The sequence below is a fragment of the Kocuria rosea genome (genome assembly GCF_006094695.1).
GTDB classification, from domain to species: Bacteria; Actinomycetota; Actinomycetes; order Actinomycetales; family Micrococcaceae; genus Kocuria; species Kocuria rosea.
Window position 1 is genome coordinate 1833465 of record NZ_CP035103.1, and the last position, 19027, is coordinate 1852491.

General features: G+C 68.0%; 12 protein-coding genes. 4 read left to right on the top strand and 8 right to left on the bottom strand.

Going from position 1 to position 19027, the window contains the following annotated elements; genetic code table 11:
* Window positions 1-52: 52 nt before the first annotated feature.
* The 4 genes from EQG70_RS08520 to EQG70_RS08535 all read left to right on the top strand — a co-directional run bounded on the left by EQG70_RS08520 (window position 53) and on the right by EQG70_RS08535 (window position 3188).
* The gene (locus EQG70_RS08520; protein ID WP_109269441.1) at window positions 53-1285 is read left to right on the top strand and encodes a heparan-alpha-glucosaminide N-acetyltransferase domain-containing protein; all 1233 of its coding nucleotides are present in this window, start codon (window positions 53-55) and stop codon (window positions 1283-1285) included.
* A gap of 87 nt (window positions 1286-1372) precedes the next feature.
* On the top strand, window positions 1373-1663 hold the full coding sequence (locus EQG70_RS08525) for a DUF2933 domain-containing protein (protein WP_202976222.1): 291 nt from the start codon (window positions 1373-1375) through the stop codon (window positions 1661-1663).
* Window positions 1653-2294 carry a methyltransferase family protein gene (locus EQG70_RS08530; protein WP_109269442.1) on the top strand — a complete coding sequence of 214 codons (642 nt, stop codon included), beginning with the start codon at window positions 1653-1655 and terminating at the stop codon, window positions 2292-2294. Before EQG70_RS08525 ends, EQG70_RS08530 begins: the two co-directional genes overlap by 11 nt.
* Window positions 2295-2348: 54 nt before the next feature.
* Entirely contained in the window at window positions 2349-3188 is an 840-nt protein-coding gene (locus EQG70_RS08535; protein WP_109269462.1) for a DMT family transporter, read from the top strand.
* 94 nt (window positions 3189-3282) lie between these two features.
* Here EQG70_RS08535 and EQG70_RS08540 read toward each other — a convergent pair whose 3' ends face one another.
* From EQG70_RS08540 to EQG70_RS08575, 8 genes are all read right to left on the bottom strand, one after another.
* Window positions 3283-3729, bottom strand: a complete 447-nt coding sequence (locus EQG70_RS08540) for a universal stress protein (RefSeq protein WP_109269443.1) — start codon at window positions 3727-3729, stop codon at window positions 3283-3285.
* Complete coding sequence (locus EQG70_RS08545; RefSeq protein WP_109269444.1) at window positions 3726-4811, bottom strand: type II glyceraldehyde-3-phosphate dehydrogenase; 1086 nt, start codon at window positions 4809-4811, stop codon at window positions 3726-3728. The genes EQG70_RS08540 and EQG70_RS08545 overlap by 4 nt, the downstream gene beginning before the upstream one ends.
* 63 nt (window positions 4812-4874) lie before the next feature.
* On the bottom strand, window positions 4875-6539 hold the full coding sequence (locus EQG70_RS08550) for an ABC1 kinase family protein (RefSeq protein ID WP_109269445.1): 1665 nt from the start codon (window positions 6537-6539) through the stop codon (window positions 4875-4877).
* A complete protein-coding gene (locus tag EQG70_RS08555; RefSeq protein ID WP_109269463.1) occupies window positions 6532-9822 on the bottom strand; it encodes a beta-phosphoglucomutase family hydrolase in 3291 nt (1096 codons plus the stop codon). The genes EQG70_RS08550 and EQG70_RS08555 overlap by 8 nt, the downstream gene beginning before the upstream one ends.
* Complete coding sequence (locus EQG70_RS08560) at window positions 9822-12305, bottom strand: phosphoketolase family protein (RefSeq protein ID WP_109269464.1); 2484 nt, start codon at window positions 12303-12305, stop codon at window positions 9822-9824. The genes EQG70_RS08555 and EQG70_RS08560 overlap by 1 nt, the downstream gene beginning before the upstream one ends.
* Window positions 12306-12367: 62 nt before the next feature.
* A complete protein-coding gene (locus tag EQG70_RS08565; RefSeq protein WP_109269446.1) occupies window positions 12368-14812 on the bottom strand; it encodes a heavy metal translocating P-type ATPase in 2445 nt (814 codons plus the stop codon).
* 177 nt (window positions 14813-14989) lie between these two features.
* Entirely contained in the window at window positions 14990-15268 is a 279-nt protein-coding gene (locus tag EQG70_RS08570; protein WP_109269447.1) for a metal-sensitive transcriptional regulator, read from the bottom strand.
* 66 nt (window positions 15269-15334) lie between these two features.
* A complete protein-coding gene (locus tag EQG70_RS08575) occupies window positions 15335-18472 on the bottom strand; it encodes a heavy metal translocating P-type ATPase (RefSeq protein WP_244296689.1) in 3138 nt (1045 codons plus the stop codon).
* Window positions 18473-19027 lie beyond the last annotated feature (555 nt).

The following is a 19027-nucleotide window of genomic DNA, read 5'->3' on the forward strand; positions in this document are numbered from 1 at the left end:
CGCCACGGACCGGGCGGCCTTGCAGACGACGAGGACAGTGACGAGGAGAGCGATGAGCGACCGCCATAGAACCGAAGCCCCCGACCGGGCCACTCCTCCAGAGGATTCCCCCACGCGGGGACGGCTGGTCGCGATCGACGCTGCCCGGGGGCTGGCGCTGATCGGATTGACCGCCATCCATTTCCTGCCCGCCTCCAATGAGGAGACACACGAGCCGACCTGGTCCTGGATCCTCTTCGCCGGGGACTCGGCGGCGTTGTTCGCTTTGCTGGCCGGGGTGGGGCTGGCTTTCGGCACAGGTGGACGCACCCGTCGGCAGGGGCAGTCGATGACGGCCGCCCGGGTCGGGGTGGCGGTCCGGGCCCTGCTGATTGCCGCAGTGGGCATGTCCATCGGGTACCTGATGCCTAAAGACCCCCCGGCCGTCAACATCTTGGTCTACTACGGGGTGTTCTTCCTGCTGACCATTCCCTTCCTCCACTTACGCCCCGTGACCCTGGTCATGTGCGCGATGCTCTTCGGAGTCGTGGCACCGGTGCTGATGCAGATCCTGCGGGGCCGGTTGCCGGAGTTCACCGCCTACAACCCCACTTTCAACGACGTGGTCACCGTTCCCGGGGCGACAGCGGCCCAGCTGTTGCTGACCGGCACGTACCCGGCCCTGCCGTACATGACGTACCTGCTGACCGGACTGGCCCTGGGGCGTCTGAACCTGCGCAATGTGCAGGTCCAAACCTCGCTGGTGTTGATAGGGGCCGGGCTCGCCGCATTCGCCTACCTGAGCTCCTACGTTCTGCTCTACGTTGCCGAGGGCTACCACCAGTTGTTGCCCAGCGTCCCGGAACAGAGCGAGGAAGTGGTGGATGAGATCCTCGTGTGGGGAACCGACGAGGGGCTGCCCACCAGCACCGGGTGGTGGCTGGCCGTCACCACCCCGCACGCGAACATGCCGCTGGCCATTGCCTGGAGCCTGGGGATCGGGCTGGCCGTGCTCGGGACCTTCCTTCTCCTGGCCCGCACGATTGGGCCGTGGCTGCTACCTCTGTCGGCGATGGGGGCGATGACCCTGACCCTCTACTCGGTCCAGCTGGTGCTGTTGTCCTTCGAGCTGCACTACGACCAACCCGAGATCTGGTTCCTGGCCTATCTTCTCCTGGCTGCCCTGTTCGCGGTGGGTTGGCAGCGCGCCTTCGGGCAAGGGCCCTTGGAACGACTCGTCAGTATGGCCGCCAAGGGAGCTGGTCGCGCCGTGGTGGGGGACGGGACTCGCCCCGCACTCCACTGACCCGACACGGAAGATGAACCCCTCTTGCGGAAAGCCTCCGAACCACGTCTCGGAAACCCGCACCATTGCTTTCGAAGGACAACGGCTATGTCACACCACCACAGCTCCAACGGTGAGTCCGACATTAAAAGAATGCGGCAAAAAGCGCGTCTCCGCGCCGGCGTCGTGATATTGGTGATCGGCTCAGTGATCTACCTGCTGACCAATCACTGGGTGCACGTGCTGGATTCGTTACCGTATGTGTTCGGGGCGGCCATGCTCGTGATGCACCTCTTTGGCCATGGAGGCCATGGAGGTCACAGCGGGCATGGGGCGTCGGGCCGTACTTCGGGACACGGTGGTCGTCCCGATCAGGAAGGGGCCGGCGATGTCCGCTGAGTACGGGTATGGCTTGTGGTGGTTGGTGGCCCTGAATTCCTTGGTGTTCATCGTCTTTGCCGCCAGTTTCGTCCAGCCCAAGACCAAGCTGGACTGGCGTGCCTTGGGCGGGTTCTCGGCGTTTGTCGTGGCGATGTTCACGGAAATGTACGGTTTCCCGCTGACCATCTTCTTGCTCTCGGGTTGGCTGGGCGAGCGGGTGCCCGGCCAGCAGTCCTTGGACCACCTTTCCGGGCACCTGTGGCAGGAGCTGTTCGGGTGGGAGGGGGACCCCCATCTGAACCCCCTGCACCTGCTCAGTAACGTCGTGATCGGGGTGGGGTTGTACCTGTTGTACCGGGCGTGGCGGGTGCTCTACACGGCCCAGCGTGAAGGGCGTCTGGCCACTACCGGCCCGTACGCGCGCCTCCGGCACCCACAGTACGTGGGGTTCTTGGCCGTCATGGTGGGCTTCTTACTCCAGTGGCCCACCGTGCTGACCCTGCTCATGTTCCCGGTGCTGGTGGTCGTCTACTGGCGTCTGGGGCGCAAAGAGGAACAAGTGCTGACCCGGCAGTTCGGGACCGCGTACCAGGACTACGCCCGCCGGGTGCCGCGGTTCGTCCCCCGGCTCCGCCGACAGGCGGCATGATTCTGAGCAGCACGCACGTGACTCCGAGCCGGGGAGCCCCCTCGAGTGGGAACCATGTTGTGGGTCACCACGGCCTGGGGTTTGTGTTTCGTGGCCATCCGGTGGGGGTTGCAAGATGCGCCGGTGCTGTGGTTCGCGGCGATGCGCGCGCTGATCGCCGGGGCCGCATTGCTGCTGGTCTCCGCCGTGCAGGGGCGGCCCCTGTGGCCGCGGGATCGGGTCTGGGGATTGTTGACGGCGATGGCGGTAGTGAATGTGACCGTGGCTTTTGCCGCGATGTTCGCTGGGACCGCCGGTTTGGCCACGGGGGCGGCAGCGGTGCTGTCGAATGCCCAACCATTGCTGATCCTTTTGCCGGCCTGGTGGCTTTACGGTGAGGCCGTGTCCGTGCGCACGGTGGCGGCCCTGGTGGTCGGATTCACCGGGTTGGTGCTGGTGGGGGTGGCCAGTGGCGGCGGGCAAGGGGCGTGGCTGTCGTTGCTCTCGGCGGTGGCCATCACCGCCGGAACGCTGATGGCTCGACGGATGTCGGGGACGGATCTGCTGGTCGCCATCGCCTGGCACTTTGTGCTCGGCGGTCTCCTGCTGGTGGTGCTGGCCGCTGTGGTTGAAGGCGCCCCGGCCATCACGTGGACACCCCGGGTCGTGCTGGCGCTGGGGTTCCTGTCACTGATCGGGACCGCGGCGGACTTTGTTGCGTGGTTCCGTCAGGCCCAGGTTGCGCGGCTGGACCTGCTTGGTGCGTGGACTCTGCTGGTGCCCGTGATCGGCATGGCGGTCTCGGCGGTGCTGCCCGGGGAACGGCCCACCATGTGGAGCGCCCTGGGGGCGGCGATCGTGCTGGTCTCGTTAGTGCTGACCACGGTCCCGGGCAGGGCTCGCCGGGGACCATGAGCCGCCACGCCGTCGACCCTGCCGGCGGGCAGTCAGTCGCCAGATCCCTCCCCTTTGGGTCCGGTGACCCGGGGTGCGAGGGGCGGTCCGGGCGCTACAGCCGGCCTTGGCGTCTGGGTTTGACGACGAGTACGGGGCAGCGGGCGTGGTGGACGACCTGGTTGGAGACCGAACCCAGCAGCAGGCCGGTGAAGCCGCCGTAACCGTGGGAGCCCACGACCAGCAGATCGGCCTCGGTGGAGGCCTCGAGCAGCACGGCGGCCGGCTGCCCTGGGACCACCTCCCCGGTGATGTCCTCCGGACCGGCGTGGACGCTGCGCAGCGCTTCGTCCTGGAGTCGCCGGGCCCTCGCTTCGTATCTGGTTGGATCCCAGTCGTGGTCGTCGTCGCCGACCACCATGGCCGGGTGCTGCCAGGCGGTCACCACATGCACCTGCCCCTGGCGCAACCGGGCCTCGGCGACCGCCCACTCCAACGCCCTCAAAGACTCGGGGGAACCATCCACCCCGACCACGATTCGGAAGGTCTTTGCGGCGCTCACGTCCGTGCCCTCGCCGTAGGGTAGATGCGGTCCGGGTGCGGTGCGGGGGTGAGGAAGTCGGCGCGCACGCCCAGGGAGGTGTCGGTGCGGCTCATGGATTCGGCCCCGTCGGTGACGGTGCCGGCCAGGGCCCGGATCGCGTCGATGTTCTCCGGGATGACCACCGCTTGGTTGTCGACGGTGTAGGTGCAGAACAGTTCCTCGCCGCGCACCGTGAGGATGTCGGCCCACACGGCGACCTCGTACATGTCCCCGCGGGGCCGGCCGAGGTCTCGCATCAGCTCGATGGTGCTGTTGGGTGCCACGATCCCGTCGCTGCTGCGGACCTGGGCGATGCGCGGCATGGCACTCAGCGCCTCGAGGACTTCTTCGGAGGTGGCGGGGCGGGTGAGGTCGATGGTCCAGTAGTGCAGGTGATTCTGGGTGTGGGCGCCCTTGGCGGCCATGGTGACCACGTCGAGGTCCGGTACGACCGTCTGGGCGTCGGGTCCTTGATGGCTGGGGATGGCCGTTTCTGGGACGATGGTGTTCATGATCCCGGAGTGATCGGATTCCCAGGGGTCGGTGGCCCGGCGGATGAGCACCCCGCGTGCTTTGGTCAGTAACCCGACGTCCTTCAGGGCAGTGAGGGTACGGACGGTGGCGGTGGTGTTGCAGGAGACCACCCGGGTGGTGTCCCGGCCGAGGGCGGTGGCGTAGTTGGCGTGAGCGACGAAGGAGTGGCCGGTGAGAGCGTGCTTCTCCCCACCCTGGAAGATGGCCTTGACCCCGTGGGCCCGGTAGTGCTCGAGGTTGCTCGCCCCGATCTTGGCCGGGGTGCAGTCCACGATCACGTCCACGGCGTCGAGGAGCTGATGCAGTTCCCCCGTCAGGGTGATGCCTGCTGAGCGCATCGCCGCGACGCCCTCGGTGGTGGAGGCGTAGACGGGGATGCCGCGGGAGACGGCGGCGGTGATCCGGTAGTCGGAGATCACGTCACTGACCCCGACCAGTTCCATGTCCTGTTGGGCGGTGACCGCATCGGCCACGCGTTTGCCGATCACCCCGTAGCCGTTGACGCCCACTCGTATGGTCTGGTCCATGATGGTTCCTTTCGTGGAAGGGATTGCTGGTGGTCGGTGGTGTGGATGGGTACTGGTCCGCGGTCAGGGCCGGCGGCGTCGTTGCCGGTGCGCCGACCAGGCCAGGTAGGCGCCCAGGGAGCCGGTCGCGCCCAGACCCGTGCTGAGCACCGGTAGTTGCCAGGATCGGCGCCGCACCGGGTCCGTTGCGGCCAGATCACCGAGTCCTCGCACGAAGGCGGCCGCCAGGATCGCCAGGCCTAACCGTTGGCCTGCCGACTCGAGGCGGTCAATGAGAGGGTCCAGTTCTACGGTGCGCAGGTGCAGTTCGGGGCCCCCGGCCTCGAGTATGGCCTGGACGCGGCGTAGCTGCTCGGGCAACTCAGCGGTGAGATCCACGACATCGGCCCCTGCCTGGGACAGGCGTCCGGCGATGGCGGAGGGGGAGTAGCGCTCCAGCACCAGCCCGTGGGCGTACGGGCGGAGGACTTCACCCAGCTGGAACTGGGGGTCCAGCGTCGTCCCCATACCTTCGGCCATTAGCAGCATTTTCAGCAACAAGGAGAGCTCCCGTGGCAACTGCAGGTGGTGACGGCGCAGGATGGCGAGAACTTCCTTGATGAGGTTCCCCACCTTGACCTCACCCAGGGTCCGCCCGGAGTAGAGGGCGACGACGGGGGCCAGGTCCTCGGTCAGGGCGGGGAGTTTGACGGGGCGGCGGGAGGTGGTCAGCTCCACCAGGGCGGTGGCGATCCGCCGGGGATGCTGGCGCACCAGGGCCAGCAGCAGCGCTCCGAGGCGGTCACGCAGTTGCTCGTCGATGTCCCCGACCATGCCGAAATCGATCAGGGCGATGCGCCCGTTGGGTTCGACGAAGAGGTTGCCCGGGTGCGGGTCGGCGTGGAAGAAGCCGTCCCGGAACACCATCTGGGCCACCGCACCGGTCGCGCGGGTCGCCAGGGCCGCACGGTCGGTCCCGGTGGCATCGAGCCCCGCCAGGTCGTTGATCTTCAGCCCGTGCATCCGTTCCAGGGTCAACACCCGGGAGGTGGTGGTCTCCCAGAAGACCCGGGGGACACGGATGGTGTCGTTGTCGGCGAAGTTCGCCGCGAAACGTTCGGTGTTGCGTCCTTCGGTGAGGTAGTCCAGTTCCGCCCGCAGCGTGGTGGCGAACTCCTCGGCAATGCCGGTCAGGTCGTAGTCGGCGGCGGCCTCCCAATGGCGGCTGGCCCGGGCGGCCATGTTCTGCAGGATCTCCAGGTCTTCTTGGACCTGTGCGGCGACCCCGGGTCGACGCGCCTTGACCACGACCTCGGTGCCGTCGGCCAGGCGGGCCGCATGGGCCTGCCCCAGGGATGCACTGGCCAGAGGTTCTTCATCGAAGGCGGCGAATAGCTCCGAGGGGGCGTGACCGAGCTCGCCGACGATCAGGTCCGTGATGATCCGCCCGGGCACCGGCGGTGTGGAGTCTTGTAGCAGGGACAGTTGCTGCCGGTACGGTTCGGGCAGCAGATCAGCCCGGGTCGACAGCACCTGCCCGAGCTTGACGAAGACCGGTCCCAGTTGTTCCAGGGCCAGGCGCAGGTGCTCGGGGTTCGTGTACGGTTCCGCGCGCTGTTCGTGCCCCAGCAGACCGCGCTCGAAAGGCACCCACCGTTGCAGGCCTGCCGCCCCCACCAGGAAGCCCAGTCCGTGACGGGCCAGGATTTCGGTGATCTGCTGGTACCGCTCGGCGTGGGTGTTAGTCATCGTCTCGGCTCCCCACCGTGGAGGTAGTGCACCCGCTGGAACCGCCTGGCTGGGCCGGGGATGATGCTGGGGTGAGCGGCACCTCCCAGACCTGACCGGGGCGCAGAGTTCTCTCCAGGCCTTCGGCGCACACCCGGATGGGTGCGGCCGAACAGGGATGAAGACGCATCGCCATGGTGTGCCGGCTGAGGCTGATGCTGATCGGCTGGCCCCGGTACCTGAGCTGGAAGGAGGCCGCGCCCAGCCCATCCGGTAGCACCGGGTGCAGCCACAGGGCCTCCTCCCGGATCTCCACGCCCCCGTAGCAGCGCATCACCATGTCGGCGGTTCCGGCCATGGCCCCGAGGTGAACGCCTTCGCGGGTGGTCCCGCCCTGCGTGTCGGCGAGGTCAGCTTGCAGGGCTTGTTCGAACAGGGCCCAGGACCGGGCCCGATCGGTGCGGGCCAGCACCCAGCCGTGGGCCAGCCGACTCAGCGTCGAGCCGTGGCTGGTGCGGGCCAGGTAGTAGCGGATCGTGCGGGGAATGAGCTCCGGGGGCAGGGTGTAGCCCAGGCGGGCGAGAAGGTTCCGCAGTTCCTCGGCGGAGAACAGGTAGAAGAGCATCAGCACGTCGGCCTGTTTGGAGAGCTTGTAGCGGTTGGTGGAGTCGCCCTCGGCCTGGAGGATGAGGTCCAGCCGGCCGATGTTGCCGTAGCGGGCGCGGTAAGCCGCCCAGTCGAACTCCTCCAGATCCTCGTAGCCCTCGAACTGGCTGATGACGCCGTCCGCGTGCCAGGGGATGCGCACTCGACGGCTGATCTGGTTCCAGCGGTCGATTTCCTGGTGCTGCAGATGCAGCTGGCGCCACAACGGGTCGCAGTCGTGGCCGGCCAGCAAATCGACGATCTCCCCGGCGCGGGCCAGGACCCAGGCGGCCAAGACGTTGGTGTAGGTGTTGTTGCGCACCCCCTGGCCCGGAGCGTCCGGGTAGCCGTCGTGATATTCGTCCGGGCCCATCACCCCCGTGATGTCGAAACGGTCCTCGACGGGGTCGTGGACGGCCAGGCTGCTGACCAGCCGGGCCACCTCGATGATCATCTCCGCGCCGTAGTCGGTGAGGAAGCCGATGTCGTCGGTGGCCTGGTAGTACTGCCACACGCTGTAGGCCACGGCCAACCCGACGTGGCGCTGCCGATGGGAGTTGTCCGGCATCCACTGTCCGTTGCGGACGTTGAACAGCGCCGTCGGCGTCTCCTCCCGCCCGTCGCTACCGGACTGCCACGGGAACAGCGCCCCCTCCAGCCCTGCTTGACGGGCCGCTGCCCGGGCCGCCCCGAGGCGTCGATAACGGTAGAGCAGGAAGGACCGGGTCAGTTCGGGGCGGCGCAGGGTGAGCATGGGGTAGACGAAGAGCTCATCCCAGAAAATGTGGCCGCGATATCCCTCGCCGTGCAACCCACGGGCGGGCAGGCCGGCGTCCAGGTCCGGGCCCGTTGCCGCGACCGTCTGCAGCACGTGGAAGAGGTGCAGGTTCAACGCCAGCTCCTGGGCAGCCCCGGCCTCCAGGTCGATGCCGAAGCGATCCCACAGCTCCGCCCAGGCCGTCCCCTGTTCCGCCAGCAGCAGAGCGAACCTGGGTGCCTCATCGATCTTCGAGCCCACGTCCAGGGCAGGGGTGGACAGGGCCCGGTCTCGGGAGGTGGCCACGACCGCGGTCTTCTCCAGCGTCACCGGCTGTCCGGGGCGCAACATCAGCGTGATCTCATGGCCATGGCCATGGCCATGGCGCGTGGCCAGGCGCCGGCCGGTCTGGGCGGAGCAGGGGAAGACCCGGGTGCGGGCGGCGGTGGCCACGGTGATGCCGGACTGGGTGGTGGTCGCCTGGCAGAGCACCGTTTCTGCGTCCAGCTCCCGGGATTCCACCGGACCCCAGTGTTCGTTGGCCAACTCGCGATCGGCGATCACGTTGCGGTTGGACACCGCGCTGTTGACGGTGGACTCGACGATCAGTTCCCCGGACCAGTCTTCGGCCTCCACTGTGACCTCCAGGGCGGCCACATACGGACGTGCCAGGCTGTGGAGTTGACGCGACGTGACCCGGGTGGTGTGACCGGTGGCGTCACGGTAGCGGTTGGTGCGGGTCAGCACCCCGTGGCGCAGGTCCAGGACTTGGTGGTGAGCGATCATTTCCGGGCACCCCGGATGCAACAGGGTCCCCTGGGCCGGGCGCACACTCAGGTACGTCCAGTCGGGGGCGTTGACCAAGTGCTCTGTCTCGACCTGGTGCCCGGCCAGATCGGTGGTGCGGCGGTTGTAGACGCCGGCGAAGTAGGTCCCGGGGTAGTGGGTCCCGTCGGCGGTGCTGCCCGGTACCGCCCCGCGGGTGGCCCAGTACCCGTTGCCCAGCGTGCACAGGGCCTCCCGGGTACCCTCCTGGACCGGATCGAACCGGTCATAGACCAGTCGCCACCCGTCGGCCGCGGCGGTGACCGCCCCGCCGCACCACGGCCCTCGATGCTCCATCTGCAGACCGTCCTCGGCCAGAGGTACCAGCGGCACCCTCCGGAGGTCCTCCACCACGAGGTGGGCACCGGCTGCCGTCAGCTCATGGGCATTCCCGGTCCGGTCCACCCCCACCACCTGGCCGAACCCCCCGGCGGCGGCGGCGGTGACCCCGGCGGTGGAGTCTTCAATCACCACGGCCTCGGCCGGTGCTACCTCCAGGCGGCGGGCCGCTTCCAGGAAGACGGCCGGATCCGGTTTGCCCGGCATCCCCAGCCGGTGCGCGTCGGTGCCGTCGACGCGCACGGTGAACAGGTGCCCCACCCGGGCCGCCTCCAGTACCGAGGCACTGTTGCGGCTGGAGGTCACCAGGGCTGTGGGCACGCCCCGGGAGACCAGTGCGCGCAACACCACCAGGGCATCGGGGAACGCCCTGACTCCCTGCCGGGTCAGCTCCGCGGCGAAGAGCTCCTGCTTGCGGGCGGCCAGCCCATGGACGGTGAGCATCTGCGCACCGTCACCGGGCCCGCCCTCGGGTACGCTGAGCCCGCGGGCGGCCAAGAACGTGCGCACCCCGTCCCGGCGGGGGCGCCCGTCGAGGTAGGCCCGGTAGTCTGTGTCCGCGTCGAAGAGTTCCTGCACTGTGGGGGACAGGGCGGGGAGGATCTCGTCGAAGAGGGCCTTCCAGGCCCGGGCGTGCACCCCGGCGGTGTCCGTGACGACCCCATCCATGTCGAAGATGACCGCACGATACCCCTGGTCCGTGCTCGCCAGGGCCGGCACCAGGTGCTCCAGGCGCATCAGCAGCACCCCTGTCCGCTTGGGTCGCCGGCGCTGGCCGGGGCGTAGGGCCAGCGCCAGGCGCTGATCCTCGGGTCGTCCTCTCCGTGGGCCCGGGTGTAGGCGCGGGCCCGCAACCGTCCTTCGAGCATGCGCTGCCGCAGCGGGGCGGCTGCCTCGGCTAGGCCGGGAACCCGGTCGATGACGTCGATGACCAGGTGGAACCGGTCCAGGTCGTTGAGCATGACCACATCGAAAGGGGTGGTCGTCGTGCCCTCCTCCTGGAAGCCGCGTACGTGGAAGTTGCCGTGGTTGGTCCGGCGGTAGGTCAGCCGGTGGATCAGGGACGGGTAGCCGTGGTAGGCGAAGACCACCGGACGGCTGGTGGTGAAGATTGCGTCGAACTCTGCCTCCTGCAGCCCGTGCGGGTGCTGGCTGGCCGGTTGCAGGCGCATCAGGTCCACCACATTGACCACACGCACGACCAAGTCTGGCAAATGCTGGCGCAGCAGATCCACAGCCGCGAGGACCTCCAGGGTCGGGACGTCCCCGGCGCAGGCCATCACCACATCGGGCAGCACCGGGGCGCTGTCCGGCTGGTTGCCTGCGGATGGGGCGGTGCCGGGAGAGGTTGGTGCTTCGTTGCCGGCCCATTCCCAGATGCCCACACCGCGGCGGCAGTGCAATGCCGCCTCCTCCATGGACAGATAGGACAGGGCCGGTTGCTTGCCGGCGACGATGAGGTTGATGTAGTCGCGGCTGCTCAGGCAATGGTCGGCCACCGACAGCAGTGTGTTGGCGTCCGGGGGCAGGTAGACGCGCACGATCTCGGCTTTCTTGTTGACCAGGTGATCGATGAAGCCGGGGTCCTGGTGGGAGAAGCCGTTGTGGTCCTGACGCCACACGTGAGAGGTCAGCAGGTAGTTCAGCGAGGCGATCGGCTGGCGCCATGGGATCTCCGCGGCGACCTTCAACCACTTGGCGTGCTGGTTCACCATGGAGTCCACGATGTGGATGAACGCCTCGTAGCAGGAGAACAGCCCGTGCCGGCCGGTGAGTAGATATCCCTCCAGCCAGCCTTGGCACAGGTGCTCGGATAGCACCTCCATCACCCTGCCGGAGCGAGCCAGCCCCTCGTCGGTGGGCAGCATCTGCGCCTGCCAGACCCGGTCGGTGACCTCGAAGACCGCGTTGAGCCGGTTACTGGCCGTCTCGTCGGGTCCCATCAGGCGGAAGGTGCGCGGGTTGTCCCGGATCACGTCCCGCAACCAGGTGCCCAGCACCCGGGTGGCCTCGTGAACCGTCGTGCCCGGGGACGGGACATCGACGGCGTAGTCCCGGAAATCTGGCAGCCGCAGGGGCTGCAGCACGGCGCCCCCGTTGGTGACCGGGTTCGCGCTCATCCGGTGGGTGCCTTCCGGGGCCAGCTGGACCAGCTGAGGGACCAGAGCACCGTCGGCGTCGAAGAGTTCCTCGGGCCGGTAGGAGCGCAGCCACTCCTCCAGCTGGCGCAGGTGCTGCGGGTGCTCCCGCAGACCCGACAGGGGCACCTGGTGGGAGCGCCAGGTGTTCTCGGTGGGCAACCCGTCCACCTCCGCGGGCCCGGTCCATCCCTTGGGGGTGCGCAGCACGATCAAAGGCCACCGCGGGCGCTCCGTTACGGTGCCCTCCCGGGCCTGGTCCTGAATGCGACGGATGTCCTCGAGCACCTCGTCGAGCACGGCCGCGAACCGTTGATGCACCTGTACCGGATCGCTCCCACTGACCAGATACGGTTCGTGCCCGTATCCGCGCAACAGGCTCATCAGTTCCTCCTCGGGAATCCGGGCCAGCACGGTCGGGTTGGCGATCTTGTAGCCGTTCAGGTGCAGGATCGGCAGGACGGCTCCGTCGTGGACGGGGTCGAGGAATTTGTTGGAGTGCCAGCTGGCCGCCAGTGGCCCGGTCTCGGCTTCCCCATCGCCGATGACGCAGGCCACCAGCAGGTCGGGGTTGTCGAAGGCCGCCCCGTAGGCGTGCATCAGCGAGTAGCCCAGTTCCCCGCCTTCGTGGATGGATCCGGGGGTCTCCGGGGCCACGTGGCTGGGGATCCCGCCAGGGAAAGAGAACTGGCGGAACAGACGCCGTAGCCCGTCGGCGTCCCGGCCGATGTCCGGGTAGACCTCGCTGTAGGTCCCGTCCAGGTACGCGCAGGCCACCAGCCCCGGGCCGCCGTGGCCTGGTCCGGTCACGTACATCGCGCTCAGGGCTCGGGCCTTGATCACCCGGTTCAGGTGCGCGTAGATCAGATTCAGCCCAGGGGTGGTGCCCCAATGGCCCAGCAGCCGGGGTTTGATGTGCTCTAGGGACAGTGGCTCCTTGAGCAGTGGGTTGTCCAGAAGGTAGATCTGCCCCACCGACAGGTAGTTGGCCGCCCGCCACCATGCGTCCAGCTGGTTCAGTTCCTCCTCGCTCAGTGGTGCCTGTGCCAGCGGGGGAGGGAGCGTCGTCTTGGGAGTCGTCATCAGGTTCTTCCTCTTCATCTCGCACGAACAGTGCATGGTCATCGCCAGGCGTTGGAGCTGTCCTACCGGCTTCCCGCGGGGGCCAGGTCTGGTTGGACCCGGGCTGCCGACGTCGACTCCGGCGGTTCCGGCAACCGCAGCCGCTTCAACAGCAAGGCATTCACCGCCACGATGACGCTGGAGCCCGACATCGAGATCGCCGCGATCTCCGGGCTGAGCATGATGCCGTAGGCCGGGTAGAAGACCCCGGCGGCGATCGGCAGGGCGACCACGTTGTAGCCGATGGCCCAGGTGAGGTTCTGGCGCATTTTGCGCACGGTGCCAGCGCCGATCCGCAGGGCGATCGGCACGTCCAACGGATCGGAGCGCATCAGCACCACGTCGGCGGTTTCAATGGCCACGTCGGTGCCGGCGCCGATGGCGATGCCCAGGTCGGCCTTGGCTAGGGCTGGGGCGTCATTGACCCCGTCGCCGACCATGGCGACCCGTTTGCCCTCCGCCTGCAGTTCCGCCACTTTGGCGGATTTGTCCTCGGGTAGGACTTCGGCGATGACAGTGTCGATGCCCAGTTGGGCGGCGATCCGCTTGGCGGTCGCCTCGTTGTCACCGGTCAGCATGACGACTTCGATCCCTGCCTCGTGCATCGCGGCCACCGCGGGAGCGGCGGTCTCCCGGGCGGCATCAGCCAGGGCGATCACCCCAGCGGCCGCTCCGTCCACGGCCACCAGCACCGCGGTGCGCCCGGTCGAGGCCAGGGCCTCGCGCTGTCCGGCCACCGGGGTGATGTCGACGCTCTCGGCCACCATCAGTTTGCGGTTACCCACGAAAACCTGCCGCCCGTTCACGGTGGCCCCGGCGCCGTGGCCCGGGACGTTGCGGAAATTGCTGGCAGTCAGGGCCGGGACGCCGCGGTCCTCGGCGTAGTTCACGACCGCGGCAGCTAACGGGTGCTCGGATTCGCGTTCGACGGCCGCCACGAGGCCCAGGAGTTCGTCCTCGCCGATCCCGTGGGTGATGAAGTCTGTGACCTCCGGCTCGCCCTTGGTCAGGGTCCCGGTCTTGTCGATCACGACCGTGTCGATCCGTGCGGCCGTTTCCAAGGCCGTGGCGTTTTTGAACAGCACGCCTCGTTTGGCGCCCAAACCCGTTCCCACCATGATCGCGGTGGGGGTGGCCAGACCCAGGGCATCGGGGCAGGTGATGACCACCACGGTGATGGCAAACAGGATTGCTTGGGCAATGCTCGCCCCGGCCAGCCACCAGACAAGAAAGGTGCCGGATCCGCCGATCAGCGCCACGAACACCAGCCAGAACGCGGCCCGATCCGCCAGACGTTGACCGGGTGCCTTGGAGTTCTGGGCTTCCTGGACCAGCGCCACGATCTGCGCCAGGGCGGTGTCCGCTCCGACCTTCGTCGCCCGCACCCGTAAGGTCCCGGTGGTGTTCACCGAGGCCCCGATGACCTCGGAGCCAGTGGACTTGGCCACCGGCAGGCTTTCGCCGGTGACCATGGATTCGTCGATCTCGGACTCGCCGTCCTCGACCACACCGTCGGTGGGGACCTTCGACCCGGGGCGTACCAGCATCAGATCCCCGGGCATGACCTCGGCGGTGGGGATTTCCACGGTATTCCCGTCACGGATCACCAGCGCCTTGGAGGGTGCCAGCTCCAGGAGGGTGCGGACCGCGTCGTTGGCCCCGCCACGGGCCCGCATCTCCACCCAGTGCCCCAGCAACACGAAGGTGGCCAGCACGGTGGCGGCCTCGTAGAACACTTCGCCGCCACCGGTCAATGTCACGATCAGGCTGTAGACCCAGCCGGCGCTGACCCCCACGGCCACCAAGACCATCATGTCCAGGGTGCGGGCCTTTAGCGCCCGGTAGGCGCCGTCGAAAAAGATCCAGGCCGAATAGAAAATCACCGGCAGGGAGAGGATTAGCGCAAGGACGTCATCGCGTAAACCGAACGGGGCCGGGACCGTGAACCCCAATACCTCCCGCCCGATCGGGGACCACAACGTGATCGGCACCGACAGCAGGGCGGCCACCAGGAACCGATTGCGCATGTCACGGATCATGGCTTCCATCGACATGCCACCGCCGCCATGGCCCATGACTTCCTGGGCGTCACGAACAACGTGCTGCCCGTGCCCGGCGGGGGCGTCCTCGCCATGGTCCGTGGGGTTCAGCCCCGATCCGGGCCGGTCACCGGTGACCCGGTGACCGGCCCGTCCAGCGACGGTTCCGTCCTCCTCAAGCGGGTCGCACACGTGCTCGGGCACCGACTGGCCCGCGCAGTGGTAACCGCACTCCCGCACCCACCAGGTCAGATCCTTGATCGAGGTCAGACCGGGATCGTAGGTGACATTGGCCGTCTGGGAGACAGGATTCGCCTCCACTCGCAGCACCCCCGGCCGGCGCGACAACGCGGCTTCAGCAACGGCCTTCGACGAGGCCCAGTGCACACCTTGCACCTCCATGACGGCCGTGGTCTCGTGATCGCTCATGCTGTCCTCTTTTCTCATCAAACGAATCTCTGCGGAGTGTTTGCGAATCCCCATGCCCGTGGGCGGCCTCTCAAGACGGTCCACGCCAAAGCAGTCAAGCTGTGCCTTGGTTCGATCGCTCGGGCCAGGCGGCTCCGGAAGGCTCTGGCCGGTTCGACCCTCATCAGTAGTTCTTCTTCAGCCACGGACCAGCCGAGCGATAGCGTCCACTGCTTCCTGGAGCTTGGCCTCCTGCGCGGGGCCGCCGGCGTCGGCAGCTTGGATGAGACAGCGGCTCATGTGATCCTTCAGCAAGACCAGCGCCACCTCGTGCAGGGCCCCGGACACCGCAGCGACCTGGGTGAGGACATCGATGCAGTACCGGTCCTGCTCGACCATCCGGGTGATGCCACGGACCTGTCCCTCGATGCGGTTCAGGCGCCGCACCACAGCTGCCATGTCGATGGTGGGTTCCATAGCGACTCCTGGTGGTCCTACGGATTGCACCCGTGCTCCTTTCAGGGCTACGGGCGCAGCCTCCGTTCATTGGGTGCTGATGTATCTGGCCGGGGCGTCCTGGAAGGACTGGGCGCAGCGGGTCGAGCAGAAGTGGTAAGTGCGGCCCTCGTGCTCGACGCTGGTGGCCGCGGTGGCCGGGTCGATGTTCATTCCGCAGACCGGGTCGACGACCGTTGTGGTGTTCTCGGGCATGGCTTCCTCCCTTGGGGGTGTTCCGGGTTTTGTGGTGTCCTCGCGCCCGATTTCCACCACCGGGTCGGTGGTGGCGGGGGTGTGGGCGAGGTCGGGAACGGGGCGAGGGGTGAAGGCGCGCAGCCGGTTGGCGTTGGCCACCACCGACAGGGAGGACAGGGCCATCGCAGCCGCGGCGATCATCGGGCTCAGCGTCCAGCCCAGGGACGGGTACAGCACACCGGCGGCGATGGGGATGCCGACGCCGTTGTAGACGAACGCGAAGACGAGGTTCTGGCGGATGTTGCGCATGGTGGCCCGGGACAGGTCCACGGCGGTGACCACCCCGGACAGCGCCCCGGAGATCAAGGTGATGTCGGAGGCCTCGATGGCCACGTCGGTGCCGGTGCCGATGGCCGAGCCCACATCGGCCTGGGCCAGGGCGGGGGCGTCGTTGATGCCGTCCCCGACCATCCCCACTACGCGCCCTTCGTCTTGCAGGCGTTTGACCTCACTGGCCTTGTGTTCGGGCAGCACCTCGGCCACCACCCGGTCGATGCCGACCTGGCGGGCGATGGCCGCGGCGGTGGCCCGGTTGTCCCCGGTCATCATCACCACCTCGATGCCGCGGTCGCGCAGCGCGGCCACAGCACCCACGGAACCCTCCTTGAGGGTGTCGGCCACCCCGATCACCCCGGCCGGGTGCCCGTCGACGGCGGCCAGCATCGGGCTCTTCCCGTCCGCGGCCAGTTCCTGGGCGGGGGCGGTGAGCACCTCGGCGTCGATGCCTGCCCCGGTGAGCAGACGCCGGTTGCCCACCAGCACCTCCCGCCCGCCCACCAGGGCGCGGACCCCCTGGCCGGTGACGGAGTCGAAAGCGGTGGCCTCGGGCACGGTCACTCCGCGCTCCTGCGCCCCGGCGACGATAGCGGTGGCCAGAGGGTGCTCCGAGAAGCGTTCCACCGCCGCCACCAGAGCCAGCACCTCGGCGTCGGTGAAGCCCGGGGCGGGCAGCACATCGGTCAGGGCGGGAGTCCCCTTGGTGATCGTGCCGGTCTTGTCCAGCACGATGGTGTCCAGCTTGTGGGCCGTCTCCAGGGCCTCGGCCGAGCGGATGAGGATCCCGGCGGTGGCCCCCTTGCCGGTGCCCACGGTGATCGACAAAGGAGTGGCCAACCCCAGGGCGCACGGGCAGGCGATGATCAGCACCGACACCGCGGCCACCAGGGCGAAGACCACCGCAGGCGGGGGACCGACCAGCGCCCAGACCACAAAGGACCACAGGGCGATGAGGATCACCGCGGGCACGAAGTAGCTGGAGACCTGATCAGCCAGCCGCTGGATCGGCGCCCTGGAGCCCTGGGCCTGCCGGACCAGGGAGATGATCTGGGCCAGCATGGTGTCCGAGCCGACCTTGGTGGCGGTGTAGCGGAAAGAACCGGTCTGGTTGATGGTCGCGCCGATCACGGTGTCCCCGGCGGTCTTGGTCACCGGGATGGGTTCACCGGTGACCATCGACTCGTCCACCGCCGAGGTGCCCTCCAGCACCTGCCCGTCCACGGGCAGCTTCTCCCCGGGGCGCACCACGACTACGTCGCCGACGACGACCTCTCCCAAGGGGATCTCCCGCTCCTGCCCGTCGCGCACCACCCGGGCGGTGTGCGGTTGGAGCCCGATCAGGGTGCGGATGGCCTCCCCGGTCCCGGCCTTGGCCTTGGTCTCCAGCAGGCGCCCGAGCAGGATCAAGGTGATGATCACCCCGACCGCCTCGTAGTAGACGTACCGGGCCTCGGCCGGCACGAGGCCGGGGGCGATGGTCACGACCAGGCTGTAGCCGTAGGCGGCGATCGTTCCCAAGGTGATCAACGAGTTCATGTCCGCGGTACGGTGGGATAGCGCCAACCACCCGGTCTTGTGGATGGGCCAACCGGTGTAGAGCATCACCGGGGTGATCAGCGCCAACTGCAACCACGGATTCATCAGCACCGGCGGCACCCAGGCCATGCCGAACAGCTCCATGGCCATCACCGCCACGACCACCGGAAAACTCAGTACGGCCCCGGCGATCACCCGGCGGCGCAGATCGGCGATCTCCGCCGCCCGCTCCTTCGCCTCGGTGTCCTCCGGCTCCTCCACCGGGCCGTGCCCGTGCGGGGGCTCCTGCTCCGGCAGTGGGGTCGTAGAGGTTCGGGTGTCCTCCTGGACCACGACATGGTCGTGGGAGTGCTCGCCGGCCCCGTCAGTGGAGCCTCCGACGTCGGCCGAATCCTCGAGGGCCTCGAGGGTGCCGTGCAGCATGTTCATCCCGCAGCTGACCTCGTGGCGCCCGGCCGGTAGCCCGGGGATCTCGACCACGGTGCTGCCGAAGGCCGGGACCGCGGTGTCCACCCCGGCATCGGGCACCACGAACCGCTCCGAGCAGGCGCTGTCCTCCTGCCGTAGCAGCTCCAGCCGCAGTGGCACCCCGGCTGCCACGCGCAGCAGCTGCGGGTGGTAGCCCCCGCGGATGGTCAGCTGCGCGGTCTGCGCACCGTGGTCCATCCGGGCGTGGGTCACCTCGGCCACGGCGGTGCGCGTCGGCCCTGTGGAGGCGGCGTCGCCGTGGGTGGCCGTGCCCGCGGCGTGAGCCGGTGCCGCCGAAATCGGGGCCGGCGAGGCGCTGTCGTGCTCGTCGACGACGCGGAGGCGGCCGTGCAGCATGTTCATCCCGCACGCGAAGCCGTACTCGCCCGGCTCGGTGGGGGTGAACTCCACGGCCGTGCGCGCATAGGCGGGCAACGGCTGGTTGATCTGGAAATCCGGGATGACCACCCGGGAGGAGCAGTCCCCGGTCTCCTGCCGGTCGAAGACCAGCCGGACAGGCACTCCGGGAGCCACCTGGATCAGGTCCGGGCTGTACCCGCCCTTGACCGTCACCGTGATCGTCTGCACCCCGGCCTCCAGCTCGGCCCGGCGAGTTTTCTTCGGACCGAAGAAGAACCAGAGCAACACGGCACTAACGACCACCGCCACAACCACCAACACCCAGCCCTGAATACTCACGGCCCTCACCTCTTCTATACCCTCCTAGGGTATAGGGTCAGCCTAGGTCACGGGAAAGCGATAAGGGAGCAGGTAACGATGAAGATTTCATGAAGTCTTTCCCGTAGTGGATCGAGAGACTGCTGTCCCGAAGGCCTGCTTCAAGACAGTCACATCGTGCCGGGGGAGGGGCGCTGGCCAGGCGGAGCAGGCCTGGGGGAGTGCACCGAGCCTGCTCCTTCTCCCTGAAACCTTCCGACCTTCGAGGGTTCCCCGGAAGGGTGGAAGGCCTGCTGCCAGTGCTGTGAGGGATGCGTAGCCGATCCGTCTTGGACCGGTGTACTCGGAAGGTAGAGCACGGTGTGACCGATATGCGTTCGATATTCGAGGGCGTAGAGGTTCCGGTGGGTCACCACTCGGGGGGCGATGGTGACCGCGGCGCCGTCGAGGTCCTCCGACCACTTGACCTGGCAGCTCAGCCGGGAGGTCTCGTGACGGGTGTCGTCGAGCATCCCGACCTATCAT

Bases quoted from the DNA above. Each gene is read 5' to 3' on its own strand.
- EQG70_RS08530 (WP_109269442.1), top strand. From the start codon at position 1,653: ATGTCCGCTGAGTACGGGTATGGCTTGTGGTGGTTGGTGGCCCTGAAT.
- EQG70_RS08545 (WP_109269444.1), bottom strand. From the start codon at position 4,811: ATGGACCAGACCATACGAGTGGGCGTCAACGGCTACGGGGTGATCGGC.
- EQG70_RS08520 (WP_109269441.1), top strand. From the start codon at position 53: ATGAGCGACCGCCATAGAACCGAAGCCCCCGACCGGGCCACTCCTCCA.
- EQG70_RS08535 (WP_109269462.1), top strand. From the start codon at position 2,349: ATGTTGTGGGTCACCACGGCCTGGGGTTTGTGTTTCGTGGCCATCCGG.
- EQG70_RS08570 (WP_109269447.1), bottom strand. From the start codon at position 15,268: ATGGAACCCACCATCGACATGGCAGCTGTGGTGCGGCGCCTGAACCGC.
- EQG70_RS08555 (WP_109269463.1), bottom strand. From the start codon at position 9,822: ATGCGCCTGGAGCACCTGGTGCCGGCCCTGGCGAGCACGGACCAGGGG.
- EQG70_RS08565 (WP_109269446.1), bottom strand. From the start codon at position 14,812: ATGAGCGATCACGAGACCACGGCCGTCATGGAGGTGCAAGGTGTGCAC.
- EQG70_RS08525 (WP_202976222.1), top strand. From the start codon at position 1,373: ATGTCACACCACCACAGCTCCAACGGTGAGTCCGACATTAAAAGAATG.
- EQG70_RS08560 (WP_109269464.1), bottom strand. From the start codon at position 12,305: ATGACGACTCCCAAGACGACGCTCCCTCCCCCGCTGGCACAGGCACCA.
- EQG70_RS08550 (WP_109269445.1), bottom strand. From the start codon at position 6,539: ATGACTAACACCCACGCCGAGCGGTACCAGCAGATCACCGAAATCCTG.